This is a genomic window from Streptomyces morookaense, from assembly GCF_013030945.1.
GTDB classification, from domain to species: Bacteria; Actinomycetota; Actinomycetes; order Streptomycetales; family Streptomycetaceae; genus Streptomyces; species Streptomyces morookaensis.
In genome coordinates this window covers 175,247-199,051 of sequence record NZ_JABBXF010000012.1, presented here as the reverse complement: position 1 = coordinate 199,051, position 23,805 = coordinate 175,247, and the positions used below count along the sequence as shown (strand labels likewise).

At 72.8% G+C, this 23,805-nt stretch carries 23 protein-coding genes; 9 read left to right on the top strand and 14 right to left on the bottom strand.

The window, feature by feature from the left end:
- The 3 genes from HG542_RS07745 to HG542_RS07735 form a co-directional block, all read right to left on the bottom strand.
- The coding region (locus tag HG542_RS07745) for a D-alanyl-D-alanine carboxypeptidase family protein (protein WP_171079334.1) at positions 1–565 on the bottom strand (565 nt) is incomplete at its 3' end.
- Between the two features lie 90 nt (positions 566–655).
- Positions 656–1,342 carry an HAD family hydrolase gene (locus tag HG542_RS07740; RefSeq protein ID WP_171079333.1) on the bottom strand — a complete coding sequence of 229 codons (687 nt, stop codon included), beginning with the start codon at positions 1,340–1,342 and terminating at the stop codon, positions 656–658.
- A 66-nt stretch (positions 1,343–1,408) separates the two neighbouring features.
- Positions 1,409–1,894: an Lrp/AsnC family transcriptional regulator gene (locus HG542_RS07735; RefSeq protein ID WP_171079332.1), complete on the bottom strand. Its 486-nt coding sequence runs from the start codon at positions 1,892–1,894 to the stop codon at positions 1,409–1,411.
- 289 nt (positions 1,895–2,183) lie between these two features.
- Here HG542_RS07735 and HG542_RS07730 point away from each other — a divergent pair, with 289 nt between their 5' ends.
- Complete coding sequence (locus HG542_RS07730) at positions 2,184–3,692, top strand: FUSC family protein (protein ID WP_171079331.1); 1,509 nt, start codon at positions 2,184–2,186, stop codon at positions 3,690–3,692.
- A 114-nt stretch (positions 3,693–3,806) separates the two neighbouring features.
- Positions 3,807–4,883: a lactonase family protein gene (locus tag HG542_RS07725; protein ID WP_171079330.1), complete on the top strand. Its 1,077-nt coding sequence runs from the start codon at positions 3,807–3,809 to the stop codon at positions 4,881–4,883.
- A gap of 63 nt (positions 4,884–4,946) precedes the next feature.
- On the opposite strand, the gene HG542_RS07720 is transcribed toward HG542_RS07725, so the two are convergent.
- From HG542_RS07720 to HG542_RS07705, 4 genes are all read right to left on the bottom strand, one after another.
- Positions 4,947–5,903 (bottom strand): sirohydrochlorin chelatase family protein, encoded by a 957-nt coding sequence (locus HG542_RS07720; RefSeq protein WP_171079329.1) that lies wholly within the window; start codon positions 5,901–5,903, stop codon positions 4,947–4,949.
- 127 nt (positions 5,904–6,030) lie between these two features.
- Positions 6,031–7,080, bottom strand: a complete 1,050-nt coding sequence (locus tag HG542_RS07715; RefSeq protein WP_171079328.1) for an N-acetylglucosamine kinase — start codon at positions 7,078–7,080, stop codon at positions 6,031–6,033.
- A 13-nt stretch (positions 7,081–7,093) separates the two neighbouring features.
- On the bottom strand, positions 7,094–7,771 hold the full coding sequence (locus HG542_RS07710) for a uracil-DNA glycosylase (protein ID WP_171079327.1): 678 nt from the start codon (positions 7,769–7,771) through the stop codon (positions 7,094–7,096).
- A gap of 159 nt (positions 7,772–7,930) precedes the next feature.
- On the bottom strand, positions 7,931–9,025 hold the full coding sequence (locus HG542_RS07705; protein WP_171079326.1) for an NADH:flavin oxidoreductase/NADH oxidase: 1,095 nt from the start codon (positions 9,023–9,025) through the stop codon (positions 7,931–7,933).
- Between the two features lie 168 nt (positions 9,026–9,193).
- Between HG542_RS07705 and HG542_RS07700 the strand changes: the two genes are divergently transcribed.
- Complete coding sequence (locus HG542_RS07700) at positions 9,194–9,547, top strand: ArsR/SmtB family transcription factor (RefSeq protein ID WP_227725611.1); 354 nt, start codon at positions 9,194–9,196, stop codon at positions 9,545–9,547.
- A gap of 22 nt (positions 9,548–9,569) precedes the next feature.
- Here HG542_RS07700 and HG542_RS07695 read toward each other — a convergent pair whose 3' ends face one another.
- The 4 genes from HG542_RS07695 to HG542_RS07680 form a co-directional block, all read right to left on the bottom strand.
- A complete protein-coding gene (locus HG542_RS07695) occupies positions 9,570–10,919 on the bottom strand; it encodes an FAD-dependent oxidoreductase (RefSeq protein WP_171079324.1) in 1,350 nt (449 codons plus the stop codon).
- Positions 10,920–10,990: 71 nt separating this feature from the next.
- A complete protein-coding gene (locus HG542_RS07690) occupies positions 10,991–11,608 on the bottom strand; it encodes a TetR/AcrR family transcriptional regulator (protein WP_171079323.1) in 618 nt (205 codons plus the stop codon).
- Between the two features lie 171 nt (positions 11,609–11,779).
- On the bottom strand, positions 11,780–11,953 hold the full coding sequence (locus HG542_RS07685) for a hypothetical protein (protein WP_171079322.1): 174 nt from the start codon (positions 11,951–11,953) through the stop codon (positions 11,780–11,782).
- 145 nt (positions 11,954–12,098) lie between these two features.
- Positions 12,099–12,806 carry a TVP38/TMEM64 family protein gene (locus HG542_RS07680; RefSeq protein WP_171079321.1) on the bottom strand — a complete coding sequence of 236 codons (708 nt, stop codon included), beginning with the start codon at positions 12,804–12,806 and terminating at the stop codon, positions 12,099–12,101.
- Between the two features lie 161 nt (positions 12,807–12,967).
- Here HG542_RS07680 and HG542_RS07675 point away from each other — a divergent pair, with 161 nt between their 5' ends.
- A complete protein-coding gene (locus tag HG542_RS07675) occupies positions 12,968–13,186 on the top strand; it encodes a hypothetical protein (protein WP_171079320.1) in 219 nt (72 codons plus the stop codon).
- A 34-nt stretch (positions 13,187–13,220) separates the two neighbouring features.
- Positions 13,221–14,066 carry a spermidine synthase gene (locus HG542_RS07670; protein WP_229922605.1) on the top strand — a complete coding sequence of 282 codons (846 nt, stop codon included), beginning with the start codon at positions 13,221–13,223 and terminating at the stop codon, positions 14,064–14,066.
- An 88-nt stretch (positions 14,067–14,154) separates the two neighbouring features.
- On the opposite strand, the gene HG542_RS07665 is transcribed toward HG542_RS07670, so the two are convergent.
- Positions 14,155–15,108, bottom strand: coding sequence for a DUF8017 domain-containing protein (locus HG542_RS07665; protein ID WP_171079319.1), 954 nt, complete (start codon positions 15,106–15,108; stop codon positions 14,155–14,157).
- Positions 15,109–15,191: 83 nt separating this feature from the next.
- Between HG542_RS07665 and HG542_RS07660 the strand changes: the two genes are divergently transcribed.
- The 3 genes from HG542_RS07660 to HG542_RS07650 all read left to right on the top strand — a co-directional run bounded on the left by HG542_RS07660 (position 15,192) and on the right by HG542_RS07650 (position 19,592).
- Entirely contained in the window at positions 15,192–15,644 is a 453-nt protein-coding gene (locus tag HG542_RS07660) for a DUF4442 domain-containing protein (protein WP_171079318.1), read from the top strand.
- Positions 15,645–15,767: 123 nt separating this feature from the next.
- A complete protein-coding gene (locus tag HG542_RS07655) occupies positions 15,768–17,387 on the top strand; it encodes a B12-binding domain-containing radical SAM protein (RefSeq protein WP_171079317.1) in 1,620 nt (539 codons plus the stop codon).
- Positions 17,388–17,579: 192 nt separating this feature from the next.
- Positions 17,580–19,592, top strand: a complete 2,013-nt coding sequence (locus HG542_RS07650; RefSeq protein ID WP_229922604.1) for an AfsR/SARP family transcriptional regulator — start codon at positions 17,580–17,582, stop codon at positions 19,590–19,592.
- Here the strand turns inward: HG542_RS07650 and HG542_RS07645 are convergent.
- Entirely contained in the window at positions 19,525–21,027 is a 1,503-nt protein-coding gene (locus tag HG542_RS07645; protein WP_171079315.1) for a peptide MFS transporter, read from the bottom strand. The genes HG542_RS07650 and HG542_RS07645 overlap by 68 nt on opposite strands.
- A gap of 168 nt (positions 21,028–21,195) precedes the next feature.
- On the opposite strand from HG542_RS07645, the gene HG542_RS07640 reads away from it, so the two are divergent.
- Positions 21,196–21,519, top strand: coding sequence for an antibiotic biosynthesis monooxygenase family protein (locus HG542_RS07640; protein WP_171079314.1), 324 nt, complete (start codon positions 21,196–21,198; stop codon positions 21,517–21,519).
- Between the two features lie 61 nt (positions 21,520–21,580).
- On the opposite strand, the gene HG542_RS07635 is transcribed toward HG542_RS07640, so the two are convergent.
- The gene (locus HG542_RS07635; protein WP_171079313.1) at positions 21,581–23,764 is read right to left on the bottom strand and encodes an MMPL family transporter; all 2,184 of its coding nucleotides are present in this window, start codon (positions 23,762–23,764) and stop codon (positions 21,581–21,583) included.
- Positions 23,765–23,805 lie beyond the last annotated feature (41 nt).

Here is a 23,805-nt window from a genome sequence, read left to right as displayed (position 1 = left end):
TGGTGTAGTTGTTCCCCGCCTGCGAGATGCCGTCGAACGAGTCGTACTTGGTGTTCTTCATGCCCAGCTCGGCGGCCCTGTGGTTCATCTTCGTGATGAACGAGGCCGTCCTGGCCGCCTCGGTGCTGCCGGTTCCGAAGGTGTCGGCGAGGGCGTTCGCTGCGTCGCAGCCGGACGGGAGGAGGAGGGCGTAGAGCATCTGGCGAACGGTCAGTTTGTCGCCTGTGCGCAGGTCCGCCGTGCTCGCCCCGGTGCGTTCCACGTAGTCGCGGTAGGACTGCTTGACGGTGATCTGCCGGTTCAGGTCGAGGCCGGGGCTGTCCAGGACGGTCATCGCGGTCATGACCTTGGTGGTGCTGGCCATCTGCCGCCTGGTGTCGGCGTCTTTGGACCACAACTCCCGGTTTGTGCCGTTGTCGAGCAGGAACGCGCCCTTGGCGGCTATGCCCGACGGGCCGCTCTGTGCTTCCGCGGCCGTCGCCGGGAGGGCCACTGCCGCGGCCACGGCCGAGGCGACTGCGGCGACAGTCCACCGGCGGGCCGGTCTTCTCCCAGTTCGCTCCATGTGGCTACCTTTTCCTCGCGTGTTGGGATGGGTGAGATGGGTGACCAGATAATCCCACCCGTCCTCGCGCGAGGTGAAGCCAGGACCGCCTCAGTGGCCCGCGGTGACCCATGCATAGGCCTGCTCGGCGTCGAACTCCCGCTGCCCGCCTGCGAAAACCAGTCCCGCGGTGGTGAACCCTGCGTCCTGCGGCGCCCCATGGGCGTACGGCACGGCGATGCAGCGCATTCCGGCCGCGTGCGCCGCCTCCGCGCCCGGGGCGGCATCCTCCACCACGACGCACTCCCCGGGCGCAACTCCCAGCCGGCGTGCGGTCTCCAGGAAGACGTCCGGCTCGGGCTTGCCGTGCGGCACTTCCTCCGCGGAGACGGCGACGGGGAAGCAGACGGACAGCCCGGTGGCGGACAGCACCGTCCCGATCGTCCTGAGCGAGGAGCCGGACGCCACCGCGAGCGGGATCCCCGCCGCGTGCAGCCGCTCCGCGAACTTGCGCATTTCGGGGAACACTTCGGTCCCGGTCGCGGCCAGTTCCAGGTAGAAGCGGTTCTGCAGGGCGAGCAACTCGGCGACGGGCGCCTCGATGCGGTACTCGCGTCGCAGCGCCTCCAGCGTCTCGAGAGTGCCGATGCCGATGAAACGGCAGTGCTCCTCCCAGCTGAAATCCTGCACGCCGTAGTGGGCGAGCGTCCTCCGCCCTGCCGCGTAGTAGTTCGGCTCGCTGTCCACGAGCGTTCCGTCAAGGTCGAAAATGACCGCAAGGCTTCGGGGCGTGACCATGTGCCCAGGATGCCAAGCCGGGTGGCCGCGCCGCGCCCGCGGAACCCCTGCTCAGGGGCCGTCTGCTCAGGAAGTCTTCTGCGCCGCCGCCCGCCCCACAGCCTCCACCAGGGGCACCATCCGGTACGGCACCCGCTCGCGCAGCACCATCTCCGTGCGCGTGCGCACCACGCCCGGCAGCCGCACCATCAGCTGGATCACGTCCTCCAGATGAGCTGCATCCCGTGCGACCACGCGCGTCATCACATCGCCGCCACCGGTGATCGAGAACGCCTCGATGATCTCCGGGATCCCGGCCAGCGCGTCGGCCACCGTGTCCAGGTGGCCCTGGGTGACCTCGATGTGCACGAAGGCCAGCACCGGATGGCCCAGCGCCGCCGGCGACAGCCGGGGACCGGTGCCGGTGATCACCCCCTCGCGCTCCAGCCGGTCCAGCCGCGCCTGCAGGGTGCCGCGCGCGATGCCGAGCACGCGCGCGTACTCGCGCACGCTCGTCCGGGGCTGTTCCAGCAGCAGCCTCAGAATCCTGGCGTCCAGTGCGTCAACGGCCATGGGGCAGGTTTTCTCCCGGTGTCGATGGTCGGTGGTCGTCGGTCGGTGGTCCGAGGTTCGCGACTGTACCAACGGCACAGCCACCCACTGCCCAAGGGCGGCCGCCATGACTGTGACGGGCCACTGGCCTCGTACCGGCACGCACCACAGCCGCTGGACTGTGCCAATGGCACAGAATAATTCGCATCTCTTGAGCCAACAGGCGCACTGATGTTGTGATGGGGGAGGTCGATGGCGCTGCGGGTCTCCGCGGCGCCTTTTTCATGCCGGTATACAGGGAGCGAAATCTGTGCTGAAGCGGGTGTTCGTGGCTCCGGACCCGGGGATGCTGCGGCTGCGGAGTGCCGCCCGGGCCGTCCTCGGTGTCGGGCTGGCGGTGACGGTCTGCGGTCTGGCCGGCCACTCGCTGGTCGCGGCCGTCATCGGCGGGCTCGCCGCGCTCCTCGCGCTGTTCACGGTCACCGACACGACCGTCCGCGGACAGGCGGTCACCACCGCCCTGCTGCCCGCAGTCGGCTTCCCCGTGCTCGCCGTGGCGACGATGCTGCACGGTCAGCCCCTGGCGCGTGACGCGGCCTTCCTCGCCGTCATGGGAACGGGCGTCTACGCCCGGCGCTGGGGACCGCGCGGCCATGCGCTCGGGGTGTTCGCGTTCATGACCTTCTTCGCGACGCAGTTCCTGCACGCCGTGCCCGCGCAGCTGCCCGAGCTCTGCACGGCCGTCACCTGCTCCCTCGTGGCCTCCTCGGCCGTCCGCTTCGGCCTGTGGTGCTACGAGCGCCGGCTGCCGCCCGCCGCCGCGCCCGCCCCGCCCGGCGGATCGGGGCTCGCCCGCACGACCACCCGCCAGGCGTTCCAGGCCGTGGCGGGCGGCGCCTTCGCCCTCATGGCCGGGCAACTGCTCTCCGACCAGCGCTGGTACTGGGCCGTCGGCGCCACCTGGTGGATCTTCGTGAACACCGCCTCCCGAGGCGAGACCCTCGTACGGGGCTTCCGGCGGATCCTCGGCACCGTGCTCGGCATCGCCGCCGGCGGCGCCGTCGCCATCCCGCTGCACGGGGCCCCGGTGCCCTCGGCGGTCCTCATCGCCGTGTGCATCTTCGGCATCTTCTACTCGGCTCCCGTGTCCTACACGTGGATGATGTTCGCGGTGACCCTGATGGCCGGGCTGCTCTACGGGCTCCTCGGCGTCCTGAACCCCGCCCTGCTCGTCCTCCGGCTGACCGAGACCGGCGTCGGGGCGCTCGGTGCCGCCCTGGCCGTGCTGCTCGTACTGCCCGTGACCACGCACGCCACCACCGACGCCTGGATCCGGCGCGCGCTGCACTGCGTACACGCCTGCGCCGCCGAGGCCGGGGCACGCCTCGCCGGCTCCACGATCGCGGACCCGGCGGCCCGGGTCGCCGAACTGGAACAGCTGCTCGGCCGGGTACGGCTCTCGCTCGCACCGCTGGTCCATCCCTTCAGCCCCCTGCGCGCCCGCAAGGAGAAGGCGCGGCGTGTGCTGGCTCTCCTCGACGACTGCGCCCGCGAGGTCCGCGGCCTGGCGGCCGTCGCGGCGGACCCGGTGGCCTCGCACGACGACCGCCTTACCGCCGCCTGCCTGCGTGTGGAGGCCGCGGTGAAGGCGCTGACCACGCCGCGGACGGAGCCCGGCACGGCTGCGGCGGCGGCAGTCGCGGGGCGCCCGGAGCCGGAGCCCGCTGCGCTCGTCCACCTGCACGGTCTGGAGCGGGCGCTGGAGGAACTGGCCGCGCCCCTGCACAGCACACGGCCTTCGCCGCTGGTCGGGGCCTGACCGGACGCGGTCGGACCCCGACCGCGGGTCCCGTTTTCGTCACTGTCAGTGGCGCCCTGTAGCGTCGGGTGCATCAAGACGGTCCGAGGAGCGGGCCGGCGGGAGGGGGCTGTCATGGGCGGAAACGGGCACGGCGGCGGGCAGCGCGGCCGCTGGGCGTACATCGGCTCGTTCACGGAAGCAGACGGTCACGGCATCACCGTCGCCGAAGTCGACCCCGATACGGGCGCGTTGACGCCCGTCCACGCCACCGATGCCGTCGCGAACCCTTCGTTCCTGGCGCTGTCCCCCGGCCGTGACGTGCTCTACACCGTGAGCGAGACCGACGACGGGGCCGTCGCCGCCTTCTCCCTGGCCGACCCGGCCAGACCCCGGCTCCTCGGCGCGGCCGTCCCCGTCGGCGGTGCGGGGCCCACGCATCTGGCCGTTGCCGGCGGGCGGCTGTTCACGGCCAACTACGGCTCGGGCAGCGTCAGTGCGCTGTCCCTCCGCCCGGACGGATCCCCCGCGGCCCCCGCGGGCGTGCTGCCGCACCACGGCAGCGGGCTGGTGGCCGAGCGACAGGAGGGGGCGCACGCCCACGCCGTCGTGCCCGATCCCTCCGGTGCCTGGCTGCTCGCCGCGGATCTCGGGACCGACGCGGTGTACGTCTACGCGCTCGACCCCGCGACCGGTGCCCCCGCCCCGCACCGGGAGACCGCGCTGCGCCCGGGCAGCGGGCCCCGGCAGCTGGCGTTCCATCCGCGGGGCCACCGGGCGTACGTGGTCGGCGAGCTGGACTCGACGGTGACCGTGTGCCGGTGGGACGCGGCCACAGGGGAGTTCGCCGCGGACAGTCCGGAGGTCCGGACGGCGGCCGCGTCCCCGGGCGGCGGCAGCACGCCCAACTACCCCTCGACCGCCGTCGTCTCGGAGGACGGCCGGTTCCTGTGGGTGGCCAACCGCGGCCACGACAGCATCACCGTCTTCGCGCTCGGCCCGGACGGCGGGACGCCCGCGTTGCGCGGCACGGTGGGCTGCGGCGGCCACTGGCCCCGCCACCTCGCCGCACATCCGGGAGGCCGGCTGCTGTACGCCGCCAACGAGCGCTCCGGTGACGTCGGCTGGTTCGCCGTCGATCCGGACACGGGGATACCCGCGCAGGCGGGCGCGGCCGCAGTGCCGGCCGCCTCGTGCGTGGTCTTCGCCTGAGCGCCGGATCGTCCCTGTGACGAACGGCCCGAGGGGCCTGCCCCCGGGCCGTTCGTCTGCGGGTCAGCGGACCGGCATGCCGCCCGGTCCCGCGGCCGACGGCATCGCGATGCCCAGCACCTCCGTGTACTTGGCCAGCGCCAGCTTGCCGATCGCGGGGTACGCGCCCAGCGCCTCGGCGGTGGCACAGCCCGCCTCCTTGGCCGCCATGGCGGGCAGCGCCTCGTCGGCCTCGGGGCCGATCAGGCAGGGCGCCAGTGCGAGGTTCCGGGAGCCGGAGGCGCGCAGCTGGTCGGCGGCCCGGGCCACGGCGCCGTCCTCGTCGAGCGCGGCGGCCAGCACGGGCACCGCGAGGCGCGCCGAGAGCAGCATGCCGGTGATGCCCGCGGCCTGTGCCGCCTCCTCGCCGCCGATCGTCGCGAGGACGATGCCGTCCGCGGCGGTGGTGACGGTGAAGAGCCGGGCCCGGTCGGCGCGTGCCAGACCGGCCTCGGAGAGCCGCACGTGCAGCGCCTCGGCGAGCAGCGGATGCGGGCCGAGGGCGTCGGTGAGCTCGCAGGCGGCACCGCTGTTCATGACCGCCTGGCGTATCCGGCGCAGCACCGCGCTGTCCGGCCCCGCCAGCAGCGGGATCACCACGGCGTCGGGCGCCTGCGCCCAGGCGTCGGCAGCGGGCTCGCCGGCCTCCTCTGCGGCCGCCTGCTGGGCGCGGGCGGTGCGCTGGGCGGCGGCGTGGCCGAGGACGGCGTCCAGGGCCGGGTAGCCCGGCTCGTCGGCCGCGCCCCCGGCGTCCAGGTAGCCGATGCGGGCGTCGAGCCCGGGGAGCTCCGAGCGGGCGATGCTGAGGAGCTCCTCGGCGAGGCGGCGCGTGGCGGTGTCGGGCGTCCCGGGCACGGCGAGCACCAGCGGGGGTGCACCCGCCGGAGCGGCCACGGGCTCGGGCCGCCGGTGCCGCCCGGGCTGGCGGGGGCGAGGCATTCGTACTGGCAGGCCGGACGTGGGCCCTGTGGGGGAGCTCATGCGCCCGCATGTTAGCCGTTCATCGGACTCGGTCGTTCGGGCGGGGGTAACTGAACACGGTCGAGCAAGGTATGTCTGGATTCAATCACCGGTTCGTCCAGGGCACACGGACATGTCACGGATGTGTTCAGCAAACGACCTGGAGTAGCGAGCCGTCGGCAGGCAGTAACAGAGTGTCCGTCAGCAGCGCGGCTGCCACGCACAATGCGCCGTCGAGCGGGCCGCCCGCGGCGACCGTCGGCCGGGCGTCCGGCAGTTGCTCGTGCAATTCGCGGCGCACCGGGGCGAGCAGTGGTTCACCGATGCCGAACAGCCCGCCGGTGAGCGCCACTTGGTGCGCCGCAGGCTCCGTCGCGAGGTCCTCCGGTGCATGGGGGAAGACCGCCGCGGCGGCCTCGGCGATGTGCCGTGCGGCGGACCGCAGGATGCCCGCCGCGACGGCGTCCGTCGCGGCGCACCGGGCGACCTCGGGGGCGAAGGAGGCGAGCACGGCCGGCCGGTCGGCGCGCGGGTAGAGGTGGCCGGGCAGCCCGGCTGCCGGCCCGAAGGCCGCTTCGAGCCGTTCCAGCAGCGCGGCCGAACCGCCCGCGCGCCCGTCGTGCGCGCGCAGCGCCGCCTCCAGTCCGGCGCGCCCGATCCAGGCACCGCTTCCGCAGTCGCCCAGCAGATGCCCCCACCCGTCGGCGCGTCGCCAGCCGCCCGCGGGGGACAGGTCGGTGCCCAGCGCCACGATGCCCGTGCCCGCGGCGACCACGGCGCCCGGGCGCTGCCCGAGCGCCCCGGCGTAGGCGGTCACGGCGTCGGAGGCCAGGGCGAGGCGGCGCGCGCCCAGCGCCTCCCGCAGGGCGCCGGGGAGGACGGCGCGGAGATCGGCCCCGAGCGTCGACATCCCGGAGGCGCCCACGCACACGGCCTCGCAGCGTTCGGCTCCCGCCGCGCGCAGCAGGTCACGGGCAGCAGGCAGCACTTGGCCGAGGAGGCTGCGTGCGTCGATGCCCCGGGCGCCGGTGACGGCAGGTTCCGCGGACGTGCGGACCCAGGAGGCCCGGGCCGGGTCCCGGGCCGAGGGCGGCCCGCCTCCGTCGCCTTCGCCGGCGGAGGCCAGGGCGACGCGGATGCCCGAGCCGCCCGAGTCGACCCCGAGGACGAGGCCGTGCTGCGCCGCTGAGCCGCTCATGACGGTGCCCCGCCTACGGGAGCTGCCAGTTCACCGGAGCCGCACCCTGGCCCGCCAGGAGGTCGTTCACGCGGCTGAACGGCCGGGAGCCGAAGAAGCCGCGGTCGGCGGACATGGGGGAGGGGTGCGCGGACTCGACGCAGGGCACTCCGCCCAGCAGCGGGCGCAGGTTGCGGGCGTCGCGTCCCCACAGCACGGCCACCATCGGCCTGCCCCGGGCGACCAGCGCCCGGATCGCCTGTTCGGTGACCTCCTCCCAGCCCTTGCCGCGGTGCGCGGCGGGCTTGCGCGGGGCGGTGGTCAGCGCCCTGTTGAGCAGCAGCACGCCCTGCCGCGTCCACGGCGTGAGGTCGCCGTTGGACGGGCGGGGGAGCCCCAGGTCCGCGTTGAGCTCACGGAATATGTTCTCCAGGCTGCCCGGCAGGGGCCGGACCTCCGGGGCGACGGAGAAGCTCAGCCCCACGGCGTGGCCGGGCGTGGGATACGGGTCCTGACCGACGATCAGAACCCGTACCTCGTCGAACGGCTGCTGGAACGCGCGCAGGACGTTGGCGCCCGACGGCAGATAGGTGCGTCCCGCCGCGATTTCGGCGCGCAGGAAGTCGCCCATCGCGGCGATCCGCCCGGCCACCGGCTCGAGTGCCTTGGCCCAGCCCGGTTCGACGATCTCGTTCAACGGCCGTGCAGCCACAGCTGCTGCCCCTCCCTGCCCGCGTGGATCAGAACAATTGCGCATTCCTGCGCAGGGCTCAGGATCGTACGCGAGCGGGAGGCGGGCCTCATATCGTCCGGGTCGGGATCCGGGCGCGGCCGCGGGCCGACACGCCCGGCGGATTCATTCGAAAGGGTGTCAGTGGGCCCTGGCGTACTGGCGGGGTGCGCGCAGGTCACCACCGAGCGCCCCGGCGGCCCGCTGGGCCCAGAACGGGTCGCGCAGCAGCTCGCGGCCCAGCAGCACGGCGTCGGCCGCGCCCTCGGTGACGATCTTCCCGGCGTGCTGCGGGTCGGTGATCAGTCCGGCGACGGCGACCGGCAGTCCGGTCTCCTCCTTCACCCGCTGCGCGAACGGCACCTGGTAGCCCGGGCCGACGGGAATGCGCGCGTCGGGGGCGAGGCCGCCGGTGGAGACGTCGAGGAGGTCCACGCCGTGGGCGCGGAGGTCGCGGGCGAAGCGCACGGTGTCGTCGCCCGTCCAGCCCTCGCGGGCGTCCTCGGGGTTCTCCGTGAGCCAGTCGGTCGCGGAGATGCGGAAGAAGACCGGCAGTTCGTCGGGCCACACCGCGCGGACGGCGTCGACGACCTCCAGTGCGAAGCGGGTGCGGTTCTCGAAGGAGCCGCCGTACTCGTCGGTGCGGCGGTTGCTGTGCGGCGAGAGGAACTCGTTGATGAGGTAGCCGTGGGCGCCGTGCACCTCGACGACCTCGAAACCGGCGGCCAGGGCGCGCCGTGCCGAGGCGGCGAACTGCCCGACGACCTCCTTGATCTGATCAACCGTCAGCTCGGCGGGCACGGGGTGGCCGTCCCGGAACGGCAGCGGGCTGGGGGCGAGCGTGCGCCAGCCCTCCTCCGATTCCACGGGACCGCCGCCGCGCCAGGGTGCCTCGGTGGACGCCTTGCGTCCGGCGTGCGCTATCTGGATGCCGGGAACGGTGCCCTGCTGCTTGAGGAACGCCGTGATGCGCCGCAGCGCCTCGGCCTGGGTGTCGTTCCACAGGCCCAGGTCACCGGGGCTGATCCGGCCCTCCGGGCTGACGGCGGTGGCCTCCAGGAGGATCAGTCCCGTGCCGCCGGCGGCGCGTGCGGCGTAGTGCGCGAAGTGCCAGTCGTTCGCGACGCCCGCGCCGGGGCCGGCGGCCTCGGCCGAGTACTGGCACATCGGCGCCATCCAGGCGCGGTGCGGGACGGTCAGGGACCGCAGGGTCAGGGGCTGGAACAGTGCGCTCACGGCAGGCTCCGTTTCGGGTCTCGCCTGCGGGGCAGGCGGGCTTCATCCTGGCTCGTACGATAGCCATCGTAGTACGGGAGATGTCAAACTACGATGGTTCTCGTACAATGGAGCCTCCGGAACCACGAACCCCCGGGTCTTCGCCGCCCACCACCGAGGAGAGCAGCCGTGCAGAACCCGACCAGCCGCTCACTCGAACACCCCGGCCGCGACGCGATCCGCCTGGAGGGCGTGCTGCACGCCCTGTCCGACCCCCTCCGCCTGGAGGTCGTGCGCGAACTGGCGGCGGCCGACTGCGAGCAGTCCTGTTCGGTGTTCGAGCTGCCCGTCAGCAAGTCCACGACCACGCACCACTTCCGCGTGCTCCGCGAGAACGGCGTGATCCGGCAGATCTACCGGGGCACCGCGAAGATGAACTCCCTGCGCCGGGACGACCTGGACGCGCTCTTCCCCGGTCTCCTCGACAGCGTCCTCACCGCCGCCGCCCGCCAGGCCGGCCGGCTCGCCGCGGCCGGCGGCTGACGCACCTCCGTACGCGGTGGGATCACCGGCCGTCCCGCGCCGCGGCGAGCAGGCCGGCCCAGTCCGGGATCTTCACCGTTCCGCGGCCCAGCCGCTGCCCGAGCGCCGCCTCCGCCGCCTCGATCCCCAGCCAGCCCGGCCATTCCACCGGCTCCTGCCCCGCGGCCCGCAGCGCCGACTGCGCATCGCCCGACGGCCGGCGGGCCAGCAGCGCCTCGGCATCGGCCAGCAGGGACGCGACCGTCTCCTTGGCGCAGGGCCGGTTGGTGCCGATCACTCCCGTCGGACCCCGCTTGATCCAGCCCGCTACGTACTCGCCCGGCGCGGGCGTCCCGTCCCGCAGCACCCGGCCCCGGACGTGCGGCACCGTCCCGTTCCGCACGTCGAAGGGCAGGCCCGGGACCGGCACCCCCCGGTACCCCACGGACCGGAGCACGAGCTGTGCCGCGATCTCCTCGTGGCGCCCGGTCCCCACGACGCCGCCGTGCCCGTCCGGCTCGGTCCGCTCGAACCGCACCGCCTCCACCGCGCCGTCCCCGAGCAGGGCGACGGGGCGCAGGAAGAACCGCAGCCGGATCCGGCGCCCCTCCTCCTGCTCCGGCTGCCCGGCCCAGCCCCGGAGGACCTCCACGTTGCGCCGGACCGCCGACGGCAGCGCGGAGGGGTCGGCCCACGCCGGGTCCAGCGCCGCCTCCTCGTCGCGCACGAGGGCCTGAACTCCCGTCAGCGCGCCCAGCTCACGCAGTTCCTTGGTGGTGAACTTCGCCTGGGCGGGACCGCGCCGGCCCACCATATGGACGTCCGTCACCCGGCTGCCCGCCAGGGCTTCCAGTGCCGCGTCCGGTACATCTGTGCGGCGCAGTTCGTCCGCGCCGCGCGCCAGCAGCCGGGCCACGTCCACGGCCACGTTCCCGACGCCGATCACCACGGCCGACCGGGCGCCCAGGCCGAACCCACGGGGCGCGGCGTCGGGATGCGCGCTGTACCAGGAGACGAACTCCGTGGCCGAGAAACTGCCCGGCAGGTCCTCGCCGGGGATGCCCAGCCGGCGGTCGGCCGCCGCGCCCACGCAGTAGACCACCGCGTGGTAGAGCTCCAGCAGCCGCTGCGGCGCCAGCGCCCCCGGCTCCTCACCCACCCGCACGTTGCCCAGGAATGTGACGCCGGGGTGCTCCAGGGCCGTCCGCAGCGTGTTCTGCAGCGACTTGATCTTCTCGTGGTCGGGTGCGACCCCGTAGCGCACCAGCCCGTACGGGCAGGGCAGCCGGTCCAGCACGTCCACGGTCACCCCGGGGACGGTCTGCTGCTGCACCAGGGCCTGGGCGGTGAAGACGCCACTCGGGCCGGAACCGACGACTGCGACGCGAAGCACGGAAGGTCTCCTTCCAGCAGGTGCGTCCAGGATCCCACCGGAACCGGCGTCGCGTCAGGGGCACACGCGGCTCAGGCGCCCGCGGCGCGCGGCTTCTCCCCCGGAGGAACACCGAGCTCCCAGGCGAGCCCGTACCGCTGGAACAACTCGGCCCGCAGCAGCTCCGCGGGCATCGGTGCCCCCGGCAGCAGCACGCCCACCACCGCTCCCATCAGATGGGCGCGCAGCATCCGGTAGTCGGACTCCGGGTCGGCGGAGCCGTACTCCGCCACCGTCTCGCGCAGCAGGGACGCCAGCCGCTGCTGCTCCGGACACCGGATGAACCCCTCGGCCCGGAGAAGACCCGCCATATGGGTGCGCATCAGCAGGGGCCGGTCCCGGGCGAGCCCCAGGATCACGTCGATCGCCCGTGCCAGCAGCTCGCGCCCGTCCTCCGTGCGCGGCTCGCGCTCCAGCCCGGCCGCCAGCTCCCGGTGCATCAGCCGGTGCACGGCGGACTGCAGCAGCTGCGCCTTGCCCGGAAAGTAGTACGAGACCAGGCCGCGCGCCGCGCCCGCCCGGTCGGCGATGTCCGCCAGTGTCGTCGCCTCGTAGCCCCGCTCGGCGACGAGCTCCACGGTCGCCTGCAGCAGCCGGTCCCGGGAACGGCGGCGCAACTCCTCGTTGACCGCTGCGCTCCGGGGGGACATACGCATAACTCCTGCGTTGACTGGCTCCGGGCCAATATACTCAGCGGGTGACCGGTTGTCCTTGCCGGGGGCGGGGAAGGACCGGAACAGCCGTCGGCTTCGGGTGGCGCGGGGGACCACCCGAAACCGGCGGTTTTCGCCGTCCTGCCCGCCCATGCTGCGGGTGCTCCCTCAGCACGCCGCCCGGCAGTGCTGCTCCGCGGCGTGCCACTCGGCCAGCAACTCCTCGTAGACCTTGCGCTCGGCCCTGGTCAGGGCACGGCCTCCGCGCGCCGTGAGGAAGGCGCGGATCGAGCGGTTGATCTCCTCGGGGGACCGCTGGGCGGGGGTCGGAGTGGGCGGCATGAGGTCAGGCTACGAGCGGAAGCGGGCGCAAAGCCGCCGCTGCGGCCGACTTCGCGGAATGCTCATCAAATGGTCATGAAGCCGGAGCAGGTCCGGGATACGGACGTTCCGGTTCCGGGGAAGTCTGCGGTGGCCTCCCCCGGCGTCACGGCGCCACGGCACCCTTGGCCGGCCGCCTCCGCCAGGCCACCGCGGCCGCCGCCACGCCCGTCACCGCGAGGAAGGCCATGGCGGCCAGGAAGGCCGGCGAGGTGGGCGCCGCCGCGTGGCTGCCCGCGACGACATAGGCGGCGGTCGTCGGGATGCTGCCGGCGGTGGTCGCCAGGAGGAAGGGCAGCCAGCCCATCCGGGACACCGAGGCGCAGTAGTTCGCCGCGGCGAACGGGACCCCGGGAAGCAGCCGCAGGACCAGCATCGAGCGGAAGCCGTGCAGGCTCAGCTGCCGGTCGGCCGCCGTCAGCCAGCGGCCGCGCAGCAGGGGACGCAGGGCCTCCTGGCCGAGCAGACGCCCGAGGCCGAAGGAGACGGCCGAGCCCAGCACCGTGCCCACCACCGCCGCGGCGGTGCCGGCCGGTCCGCCGAAGAGCGCGCCCGCGGCGACGTTGAGCACGGGGCGCGGCACGAACGCCGCGGTGCACAGCCCGTACGCGGCCGCGAACAGCACGACCGCGGGGCCGCCGGACATCCGCTCCGGCCACCCCTCGGTGAGCAGCCGCTCGGGACGGCACGCGAGCACGACCGCCACGGCGGCCGAGAGCAGGACGACGAGCAGCCCGAGGCGGGACCACGGGGACAGCAGCGCACGGGTGCAGCGCTCGGCGGGGCCGGAGGACGGCGCGGCGGGGTCGGGCATCGAAGGAGCGTAACCGACGCCCGTGCAGGACGGACCGAAGTCGGCGAACGTCATGCGCCCGCACCCCGTGCCCGGTATAAGCCGCTGCGGACAAGCATCCCGCCCGCCGGAAGCGCCGATATCCAGGTGCTCTCCGTCAAGCACCGGCCTACAGTGCAGACATGGAAGAGCGGTGGGGAGGAGCGCTCGAAAGGGCCGACCAGATGGCGCTGTTCGTCGCGGCGGAGCGCCGGGCGAGGCTTGCGTTGCGGCAGGGACATCTGGAGAAGGTGCTCACCGCTCAGCAGCTCAAGACCGTCGTCCGGCACATGATGCAGACGTGGCTGGACGGTTTCGCGGCCGGCGCGGCGGTGCACGGTGCCGGGGGCGAGCCGCCCTGACGTCACGGCGGGCGACGCGGGAGACAATGGGGGAGTGGACGAACCGATACCCGTGACCCGCGATGTGGACTGGGGCACCGCCAAGCTGATGCCCGATGTGGACCGGGCCCGGGCCTGGCTGCTGACCGTGAACGGCGCACCCCAGTCGTACGTCGACCTGGACGAGCCGACGCACCTCGAGTTCGAGTACGCGCAGCGCGTCGCGCACGTCCTGGACACGGCGGCCGAGCCCGGCCGGCCGCTCGACGTGCTGCACCTGGGCGGCGGTGCCCTCACCCTGCCCCGCTACCTCGCCGCCACCCGCCCGGGTTCGCGGCAGCGGGTCGTCGAGGCGGACCGTGGGCTGATCGCCCTGGTCGGCGAGCACCTTCCGCTGCCGGAGGGGGCCGGGATCGAGGTGCTCGCGGCGGATGCCCGGGAGGCTCTGGAGGCCTCGCCCGCTGCGTCCGCCGATGTCGTCGTCGCGGACGTCTTCGGCGGGTCGCGGGTGCCCGCGCACCTCACCTCGGTCGAGTACGCGCATGCCGCCGCGCGCGTCCTGCGTCCCGGGGGCCGCTATGCGGCCAACCTCGCCGACGGGGCGCCGTTCACCTTCCTGCGGGCCCAAGTGGCCACGTTCTCGGCCGCCTTCGCGCACGTGTGCGTGATCGCGGAGGCCCCGATGCTGCGCGGGCGCCGCTTCGGCAACGCCGTTCTCGTGGCGTCGCACACCGAACTGCCGCTGGACGTCCTGGCCCGCCGGGCCGCGGGCGACGCCTTTCCCGCGCGCGTCGAGCACGGCGCCGCCCTGGCCCGGTTCACCGGCGGGGCGGCGGCCGTGCACGACGCGGAGGCGGTGCCGTCGCCCGAACCGCCGGGCGGCTCGTTCAGCGTGGGCTGAGACGGCGACGGCACCGGCGGTCCGGGCGGCGGGATCTGCCGGGACGCGTCAGGACTTGTCGGGACTTGTCGAAACCGGTCCGACCTCGTCAGGAGGACTTGAGCGGGCGGAGCGTGCTCATGATCTTCTTGACGGTGTCGTCGGACACCTCGCCGTCGATCCCGGTGTCGGCGTAGAGCACCCAGGTCGCGAGGTCGCCGTTGGTGTCCTTGTAGGTCACCGTGAAGGTCTTGCCGTCCGTCATGCACTTGTCGGTCTTCTTCACGTCGGTCACCTTGGCCGAGGCCGTGGAGCCGGTGATGCCGTGATCGTTCTTGAAGGGCGTGGCCTTGGTGGTGTCCAGGTGGCCCGTCTGCTTGCGGTCGAAGGCGGCGATCGCCCAGTTGCCCGCCTCGGTCTCGGCGGCTTCCTCCATGCTCTTGGCGCCCTGCGCACCCTTGGTGCCGGCGCCGCCCCGCGAGTCGTTCTTCGCGCACTGGTCGGGCTTGTAGTACGCCGTGCCGCTCATCGTGACCAGCGGCTGGCCCTTGTCGTCGGCGAAACCGGTGGACAGGCCCGGCGGGTTGACCGTCCAGTCCGGGGGGATGTCGAAGGCGTCGTGCCGCTTGCTGTTGACGACGGTCTTCCATCCGTCGATCACCGGCTTGATCTCGCCGCCGGCCCGCGGGTTGTCCTCGGGGGCGGCGCTGCCCGGGCTCTGCGTCTGCGTCTGCGCCGGTGCCGAGGCGGACGGGGCGGAGGCGCTCTTCGCCGCGTCCTCCTTCTTCTCGTCGTCGCCCAGGACGACCAGACCGGTCACCGCGGCCGCCGCGACCACGGCCAGTGCCGCCGAGACGGCGATCCACGTCGTGCGCCTGCCGCCGCTCTTCTGCGGCGGCTGCGGGCCCGGTGCGGCCGGAGCCGCCCACTGCCCGGCGGGCGGCTGCTGGTACGGGTTCGGCTGCTGGTACGGATTGGGTTGCTGCGGGTAACCCGGCTGCTGGTACGGGTTGGGTCCCTGCGGGTTCTGCTCGCCCCCGGGCGGCTGCTGTCCTGGCCACATGGCCGATAACCATAGAGGGCGGCACCGACAGGCGTGATCGACGGGCCTTCCCAACGCTTTCTACTGGCTGGTAACTTCTCCCCATGTCTGAGACCCTGCCGTCGATCGGCGACATGCTCACGGCCACCGTGCCGATGGCCCGCACCCTCAACCTCGTCTTCGAGGAGACCACCCCGGAGCGCGCCGTCGTCCGGCTGCCCGACCAGCCCGACTACCACAACCACGTCGGCGGGCCGCACGCCGGCGCGATGTTCACGCTCGCCGAGTCGGCCAGCGGCGCCATCGTCCTCGCCGCCTTCGGCGACCAGCTCTCGCGGGCCGTGCCGCTGGCCGTACGCGCCGAGATCGGCTACAAGAAGCTCGCCATGGGCCCGGTCACCGCGACCGCCGCACTCGGCCGCCCGGCCGCCGAGATCGTCGCCGAACTGGACGCGGGACAGCGCCCCGAGTTCCCGGTCACGGTCTCGATCACCCGTGAGGACGGGGCGGAGACGGGGGAGATGACCGTCGTGTGGACCTTGCGCCCGAACAGCTGAGAGAGCCGGCGGCCAGGTTTTCTCCAGACCGCCCTGTCAGGGTTGTCGCCAGGCCGGAGGCCGGTCGTCGTGCGGCCGTGCCTCCGCCCGCAATCCGACGTCTTGACGGGAAGGCGGTCACCCATGCGCTGTCTGCTGCTCAGTGGGCTCGGACCGGGGGAACTCGGGCCCACGCACTTCGACTCCCCGTATCTGGCCGGTTCGCTCTTCGGCGGGAAACCCGGTGAACTCGGCCGGGAGATGCTCCGCCGCGCGGGATACGACGGGTTGCGCCTCGACCGTCTCTCCTTCTTCAGGTCGGGACGGCGTCACGGACTGCTGCGCCCCGCCGTCGCCGCCGGGCCGCACCTGACGACTCTGACCCTCACATCCATACTCGAGAGCGGTGAATACGACTTCGCCAGGCTCGACTTGACGGACGTGTGGACCGACCGGGCCGAGGTGCCGGCCGGCGACTTCGACATCGTGCTGCTGTCGACGACGTTCATCTGGAACGAGCCGATTCTCGCCCGGGCGGTCGCCTGGGTCAGGGAAAACCTGCCGGGGGTCGGTATCGTGGCCGGCGGGCAGTACACGAACCTCAAGTACATGATGGCCCTGCACCACTACCCCGAGATCGTTGCGGTGGTGCGCGGCGACGGCGAGATGGCGCTGCCCATGGTCCTCGACGCCCTGGCGGCGGGCAAGAGCCTGGAGTCGGTCCCCAACGTGGTCTGGCGGGACGGGGAACGCGTCCGTATCAACGCGGTGGAATACGTGGACCTTGAAGCCTTCCCCTCGCCCATCGTCACGGGACAGGCTGCGGTGGTGCCGTACGAGTCCATGCGCGGCTGCCCGTTCGACTGCAAGTTCTGCTCGTTCCCGGCCGCTTCGCCGAAATGGCGCTTCAAGTCGGCGGAGAAGATCCGTGACGACTGGGTCCGTTACGGCCAGGAGAACGGCGCCGAGACGATGTACGCGATGGATTCGACGTTCACCATTCCTCCGACGCGTTTCCGGAAGCTGCTGGAGATCCTGCCCGATGCCGGAATCCCCGTCTGGGACGGGTTCAGCCGGGCCAACACACTGAACTCCGAAGCGGTGGTCTCGGGGCTGGAGGCGGCGCACTGCTTCCAGTTGAACGTGGGATTCGAGTCGATGAACGACGAGACCCTGAAGAACATGAGCAAGCGGGTCTCGGTCAAGCAGAACCGGGTGGCCCACGATCTGCTCAGCCGTAGCGAGATCAATACCTACGGCCTGTTCATCGTCGGATATCCGGGCGAGACGCCGGAGATGTTCCAGGACACCCAGGACTATCTGGTGAACGAGTACGTCGGCCACTACACGATGGCGCAGTTCACGGTCACCGACGAGAACATGCCGATGTGGCAGGACCGGGAAAGGTTCCGGATCGAGGCCGACGACCCCAACGACCCCGGGTCGCCGTGGTCGCACATCGGCATGGACAGCGTCAAGGCGGGCGAACTGCTCACCGAGACCTTCGACAAAGTGCGGCGCACCAACGACCGTGCCGTGCTGAGGTTCTGGCAGCACCACTACCAGCACTGGCTGCTGCCCCAGCACGACCGGAGGACCAATCTCGCCGTCGAGAAGAGCGTGGAGCTGCTGGCCCTGGCGCCGTGCGATCACACGGATCCGGACGAGGGCGCGCACGTCATGCGCACCCAGCTCGACCGGTTGCGCGATCTGGGCATCGAACCCGCCGAAGCCGGACAGGAGTTGTGCTCGGACCCGATGTGACCCCCCTCTCAGGCCGCCCTCTACCGGCCCTGAGGACGTTCTCGAGGGCCCCGCGATCCCGTCCGCATACTTTCGGCGGCGTTGCCGTGCGGCGACATGATCTCGGGAGGCGACCGATCGATGCCGACAGCGGGGGAAGCCGTAGGGATTCAGCTTCTGGGACCGGTACGTGCCTGGCGGCACGGTGAGGAAGTGGCGCTGGGGCCGCCCAAACAACGGGCGGTGCTCGGCCTGTTGGCCAGTCACGCCAATGATGTGGTGTGCGTCGAGCACATCATCGACGCGGTCTGGGGCAGCGACGTGCCGCAGAGCGCCGTCAACGGAGTCCACACCTATGTCGCCGGACTGCGCCGAGCACTCGACCCGGGCTGCCCCCGGGGGAAGAGCAGCGGCGTCCTCGTCTCGGCCTCCGGGGGCTACTGCCTGTGCGTGGACCCCGAGTCCGTGGACGCCATGCTCTTCGCGCAGCGCCACGCCCACGCGCGCCGGGCGCGCGCCGAGGGCGACACGGACGCCGCCCTCGCGCTCTACGCGGACGCCCTGTCGCTCTGGCACGGTGCCGCCCACTCCGGTGTCCCCGGACCGTTCGCCGCCATGGAACGCACACGGCTGCAGGACCTCAGGCTGACGGCCGTCGAGGAGTGGGCCGCGGACATGATCGCTGCCGGGCGGCACGCCGAGGCCGTCACCGATCTGTCGGGCGCGGCGGCCGAGGAGCCCCTGCGCGAGAGGCTGTGCCGGCTGCTGATGCTGGCCCTGTACCGCTGCGGTCGGCAGGCCCACGCCCTCGCGGTGTATGCGGACACGCGGCGGCTTCTCAGCCGTGAGCTCGGTATCGAGCCGGGCGCCGAACTGCGCAGCCTTCACCGGCAGATACTGGCCGGCCACCCTGTTCCGGTCGAGGGGGGCCGGGCTCCCGCCACAGTGCAGGGCCCTGCCGCCGGGCCCGTCGTACCGGACCTTGCGCGCCCCGCCCAACTGCCGCCGCTGACAAGGGGATTCGTCGGCCGTGCACGGCAACTGGCGCAATGCGAGAAGCTCCTGGCCGAGGAACCCGCGGAGCGCAGCACCGCGACTCCCGTGGCCGTGTTCGAGGGGCCGGCGGGTGTGGGCAAATCCGCTTTCGCCCTGCAACTGGCGCACCGGCTGCTGGACCGTTTCCCCGCTGGTCAGCTCTACGTCGACCTGCGCGCAACGAGCCACAGGGGCCGGCCGCTGAACGCCGCGGACGCCCTCGCGCAGCTGCTGGACAGCCTGGGGGTGGACGCGACACGCATGCCCGCCGGCCTCGCGGGCCGTGTCGCCCTCTATCGCAGTCTGCTGTTCGGCCGCAGGATGCTGGTGGTGCTCGACGATGCTGCGGACGCCGAGCAGGTGCGTCCTCTCGTGCCCCCTGCCCTCTCCTGCGTCCTCGTCACCAGCCGTCAGCGGCTCAGCGGCCTGGCTGTCCGCGACGGTGCGCACCTGGTCCGCATGGAACCGCTGGACGAGTCCGCATCGGCCGAGCTGCTCGGCCGGCTGAGCGGGGACCGCCTGCGGGGCCACGACGCCGTCGCCCTGCGGCTGGCGCGGATGTGCGGCGGGCTGCCGCTGGCGCTGCGTATCGCTGCGGAACAGCTGCTCGCCAGCCCGGAGGTGGCGCCCGCCGCGCTCGCCGAACAGTACGCCGCCGAGCGGCACCGGCTCGACCGCCTCATGGTGGAGGACGACGCCGCGGCCGACCTCCGGTCCCTGTTCGAGACGTCGTACCGGAGGCTGCCCGCCGACGCCGCCCGCATGTTCCGCCGCCTGGGGCTGCTCCGGAGCGGGCCGGTGACGGTCCAGGAAGCGGCGGCGCTGGCGGACACCGGCCGGGCCGCCGCCCGCCGCCTGCTGGACCTGCTGACGGACAACCACCTGCTGTACCGGACGCGCCGACAGCAGTACCGCTTCCACGACCTCGTCGGAATCTTCGCCGCCGAGTGCGCGGAGCGTGAACCGTTGCCCGACCGTGAGGCGGCCCTGACCCGGCTGGCCCGCCTGGGACAGGCGTCTTCCGGACAGGCGCCCGCGTCCCCGGCCGAGGTCCTCGGCGCGGCGTGCGGCAGCCTGCTGGCGCTGTGCCCGGCTCCGGGCACAGCGCCCGGAGCCGGGCCCGTCACACGCCCAGTCGCCGCATCAGCGGCCGACGTGCGAGGAACAGGGCGGCGCCGGCCGACAGGGTGACCAGACCGAGCGTCAGGAAGTATGCGGCGGAGGGCGATGCATGGCCCGTTGCCTTGAGGGCATTGCCCCCGAGACCGCCGCCGAGACCGCCGGCCAGCCAGAAGAGCCCCACCGTCTGGCCTGCGAATGCCGGCGGCGCCACCGCGGTGGCGGCACTCATACCGACAGGGGCGAAGGTCACCTCCCCGGCGCCCAACAGCAGGAAGGCGGCCATCAGCCACGTCGGCAGCACCTGTCCGCCCGTCTCCGCGGCACGCCACGCGGCCACCGCCATCACGACGAACGCCGCGCCCGTGAAGGCCATGCCGAGAGCGAACTTGGCCGCGGTGCTCACGCGGTCCCCCGACCGTCGCCACAGCCGGGCGAACAGCGGGGCGGTGAGCAGCACGGACAGCGGAACGGCGGACTGGAACCAGCTCGCGGGCACGGTGAACCCGAACACCGAGCGGTCGGTGGACTCCTTGACGAAGAGGGCGAAGACGGAACCGCCCTGCAGGAACATCGCCCAGAACAGGGCAGAGGCCAGGAACAGCCAGACGTACGCGGCGACCCGCACCCGCTCCGCCGCGCTCAGCAGCGGGTTGCGGATCAGCCGTCGGAAGAAGACCACCGGTACGGCCACGGTCGACAGCCCGACCGGAGCCATGACATGGCCGAGCGTGAAGGTGCCCCGCGCTGCGTCCACACCGTAGCCGACGGCGAGCACGGCCGCCGCGATGCCGCCGCCCCACAGCACCCGCACCCGCTGGGACCGGGTGGCCGCACGGGCCGGTGCCCGGACCGCGTCGCCGAAGTGCCGGGCGCCGCGCAGATACTGGGCCAGCCCCGTGGCCATGCCCAGCGCCGCGAGGGCGAACCCCGCATGCCAGCCCAGGCCCTCGCCGGCGGCCCCCACCACGATCGGTGCGGCCAACGCGCTGACCTGGACGCTCATATAGAAGACCGCGAACCCGGAGTCCCGGCCCGGCCGGTCCTCGGGCGCATAGCAAGTGCTCAGCAGGGTCGCGATGTTGGGCTTGAGCATCCCGGTGCCGACCGCGATCAGCAGCAGTCCCGGCCAGAGGAAGGCGCGGCCGGGCAGGGCGAGCGACAGATGTCCGAGAGCGATCAGAACTCCCCCGTACAGGACGGCGCGGTAGGCGCCGGTCAGCCGGTCGCCGATCCAGCCGCCGGGCACCGAGGAGACGAACACGGCCGCCATGTAGAGGCCGAAGAGCGCCACGGCGTCTTCGTTGCTCATTCCGAGCCCGCCGCGGGCAGCCGGTGCCGTGGCATAGAGCACGAGGATCGCGCTCATCCCGTAGAAGCTGAACCGCTCCCAGACATCGGTGGCGAACAGGGTCGCGAACCCGCGGGGCCGGGCCGGCCGCCCCGGCCGGGCCGTGGGCCGCAGGGTGTCCGCAGGGGCGGCCGGCGGCTGTGTCGACGCGGTCATGGTTCCTCCACGGAGATCGGGGAGCAGAGGCTCGCCCCGCCGTCTCCAGGGCCGGTCGAGGACCGCTCAAGGCGTGCGGCGGCGTTGCACAGGGCTTGAGCCGGGGTCGAGACCGATGGCCGACGCTGGCCGACGGACCGAGAACACCACACGTCGGAGGCGAACGAGATGCCGGATTCCCTGCCCTTCCGGGTGATGCTGCGCATGGAGATCCACCCCGGCCGGGGGCCCGAGTTCGAGCGGGTGTGGCAGGAGGTGGGCCGGGGCATCGCCGCCCATGCGGGCAACCTGTGCCAGGCACTCGCACGGGCGACGGACGAAGAAGACGTCTACTACGTCGTCACGGACTGGGTCGACGCCCCGAGTTTCCACCGCTTCGAGCACAGCGAGGAGCACGTGGAGAACCGCCGCCGGCTCGCCCCCTACCGCCGGGGCGGGGAGATGCGGCTCACCGAGACCGTGTGCCTGCTTCCGGGCCGGGCCGCCGGGTAGGGCGCCGGCCCCCGGGGCTGCCGCCCGGCCCGTGGTGCACGGCCGGGCGGCGGCCGGCGGGTCAGGACTTCTCGACCCGCAGCTCCGGAAGACGTCTGGCCACGGTGCCGGGCAGCCACCAGGAATGACGTCCCATCAGCCGCATGGCGGCCGGGACGATCAGGCAGCGGATGACCAGAGCATCGACGAGGATCGCCACCGCCAGCCCGAAGCCGAACTGCTGGAGCATGCGCTGGGAGCTGAGCACGAAGGACCCGAACACCACGATCATCACGGCACCGGCGGCGGTGATGACCCCTCCGGTGTGGGCGAGCCCCTCCCGGACCGCACGGTCCGGGTCCCCCGTGCGCAGCCACTCCTCGCGCATCCGCGAGACCAGGAAGATCTCGTAGTCCATCGACAGGCCGAAGACGATCGCGAAGACCAGGATGGGCAGGAACGCCTCGAGCGGGCCCGCCTGCGCCCCGAGGCGGCCGTCCTGGAAGACCAGCGTCATCGCCCCCAGCGAGGCGCCGATGCTCAGCAGGTTCAGCAGCGCCGCTTTGAGCGGGATCAGGACCGACCGGAACACCGCCATGAGCACCAGGACCGACAGGCCGACGACGATGCTGACGAACAACGGCATGCGTGCGGTCACCATGTCGGAGTAGTCGACGACGGCGGCGGTCGGCCCGCCCACCCGGTACCCGGCCCCGGTGCCGCCGGCCAGCTTCGGCAGGACGTCGTCGCGCAGCCGGTGCACGAGGCCGGTGGTGTGCTTGTCCTGCGGCGCGGACGTGGGGAAGGCGATGACCGAGGCGACCTTGCCGTCCCGCACCGGGATCGGGTCGGTGGCTCCGGCGATACCGGGTGTCTGCCGCAGCGTCCGGCTCAGTTCGGCGGCCGGGGCACCGACGGCCTTGCCGTGGCCGTCGGCCACCACGATGAGCGGACCGTTGAACCCGGGGCCGAAGCCCTGGGAGAGCAGGCCGTAGGCCGCGCGGCTGGTACTGCCCGCCGGATCGCTGCCGGCATCGGCCAACCCCAGCCGCATGCCGAGCGCGGGCACGGCCAGGACGCCGAGTGCCACCACGGGCACCAGCAGCGCGGCGACGGGGTGACGCTGCACGGCGGCACCCCATTGACGCCACCGTGCACCGTACGCGGCCTTGCCCTTTTCGGCCCGGCGCCGGGCCCGGGCCGTGAACTGCCGGGCGAACCGCTTGCCGAACAGGTGCAGCAGCGCCGGCAGCAGGGTGAGGGAGGCGACCATGGTGACCAGCACTGTGAGCGCGACCGCGACGGCGAGTCCGCGCAGTGAGCCGAGTCCGAGGGTGATCAGCCCCAGCAGCGCAATGATCACCGTGGTCCCGGCGAAGAGCACGGTGCGTCCTGCCGCTTCCAGTGCGCGGCGCGTGGCCGTGTGCGGGTCCGCTCCGTCGACCAGCTCGCCCCGGAACCTGGCGAAGATCAACAGTGCGTAGTCGATGCCGACGCCCAGGCCGACCAGCATCATCACGTAAGGGCTGTAGCTGGGAATGGTGACGACATGGGTCGCCAGGATGATGCCGCTCAGCGTGGTGCCCACGGCGAAGACCGCGGAGATGACCGGCAGCGTGGCGGCGATCACCGTGCCGAACATGAACACCAGGATGACCAGGGCCGCCAGCAGCCCCGACCCCTCGGCTGCGCCGCCGGAGTCCTTGACCAGGGACCGGGCGGCGGCACCGCCCAGTTCCACCTGCAGTCCGTCGTGCTGGGCGGTCCTGGCCGTGTCCAGCAGCTGCCGGGCCTTGTCGGACGTGGTCGTACCGGCCGGCTTGTCGAGCACGACGGTGGTGAAGCCGATGGTCTTGTCGGCGGAGAGCGCTGTGCGGTCCTGGTACGGGTCGCCGACCGAGGCGACCCCGGGCAGCGCAGCCACCTTGCGAAGCATGGTGTGCACGCTGTCGGCGGTGCCGGCGGCACGCAGCCCGGCCGCGCGGTGCAGCACGATGATCACCGTGTCACCGGCCTGTGGCGAGCCGTGCGCCTTCAGCAGGTCGACGGCCTGCTGACTCTCGGTGCCCGGCAGCGCGTTGTCGTCGCGGTAGTGGTCCCCGGCCGCCGAGGCGCCGGCTCCGGCGCCGACGAGGACGACGAGCCACAGGAGCAGGGCGGTCCACCGGTGCCGTTGTGAGAAGCCCGCCAGGCGGCCGAAGAGTCCCGCCCGGCGCGGCGGTGGTGCTGCCGGGGCCGTGCGGTTGAAGGTTGACGTGGTGCTCACATTGCCTCCTCGAGGGCTTCCCGAAATCGGCGCTCATGACC

What these genes read in the sequence shown, in the direction of transcription:
- HG542_RS07685 (WP_171079322.1), bottom strand. Translation starts at nt 11,953, where the DNA reads ATGCCGCCCACTCCGACCCCCGCCCAGCGGTCCCCCGAGGAGATCAAC.
- HG542_RS07660 (WP_171079318.1), top strand. Translation starts at nt 15,192, where the DNA reads ATGTCTGAGACCCTGCCGTCGATCGGCGACATGCTCACGGCCACCGTG.
- HG542_RS07715 (WP_171079328.1), bottom strand. Translation starts at nt 7,080, where the DNA reads ATGAGCGGCTCAGCGGCGCAGCACGGCCTCGTCCTCGGGGTCGACTCG.
- HG542_RS07640 (WP_171079314.1), top strand. Translation starts at nt 21,196, where the DNA reads ATGCCGGATTCCCTGCCCTTCCGGGTGATGCTGCGCATGGAGATCCAC.
- HG542_RS07725 (WP_171079330.1), top strand. Translation starts at nt 3,807, where the DNA reads ATGGGCGGAAACGGGCACGGCGGCGGGCAGCGCGGCCGCTGGGCGTAC.
- HG542_RS07665 (WP_171079319.1), bottom strand. Translation starts at nt 15,108, where the DNA reads ATGTGGCCAGGACAGCAGCCGCCCGGGGGCGAGCAGAACCCGCAGGGA.
- HG542_RS07645 (WP_171079315.1), bottom strand. Translation starts at nt 21,027, where the DNA reads ATGACCGCGTCGACACAGCCGCCGGCCGCCCCTGCGGACACCCTGCGG.
- HG542_RS07680 (WP_171079321.1), bottom strand. Translation starts at nt 12,806, where the DNA reads ATGCCCGACCCCGCCGCGCCGTCCTCCGGCCCCGCCGAGCGCTGCACC.
- HG542_RS07720 (WP_171079329.1), bottom strand. Translation starts at nt 5,903, where the DNA reads ATGAGCTCCCCCACAGGGCCCACGTCCGGCCTGCCAGTACGAATGCCT.
- HG542_RS07690 (WP_171079323.1), bottom strand. Translation starts at nt 11,608, where the DNA reads ATGTCCCCCCGGAGCGCAGCGGTCAACGAGGAGTTGCGCCGCCGTTCC.
- HG542_RS07675 (WP_171079320.1), top strand. Translation starts at nt 12,968, where the DNA reads ATGGAAGAGCGGTGGGGAGGAGCGCTCGAAAGGGCCGACCAGATGGCG.
- HG542_RS07740 (WP_171079333.1), bottom strand. Translation starts at nt 1,342, where the DNA reads ATGGTCACGCCCCGAAGCCTTGCGGTCATTTTCGACCTTGACGGAACG.
- HG542_RS07655 (WP_171079317.1), top strand. Translation starts at nt 15,768, where the DNA reads ATGCGCTGTCTGCTGCTCAGTGGGCTCGGACCGGGGGAACTCGGGCCC.
- HG542_RS07735 (WP_171079332.1), bottom strand. Translation starts at nt 1,894, where the DNA reads ATGGCCGTTGACGCACTGGACGCCAGGATTCTGAGGCTGCTGCTGGAA.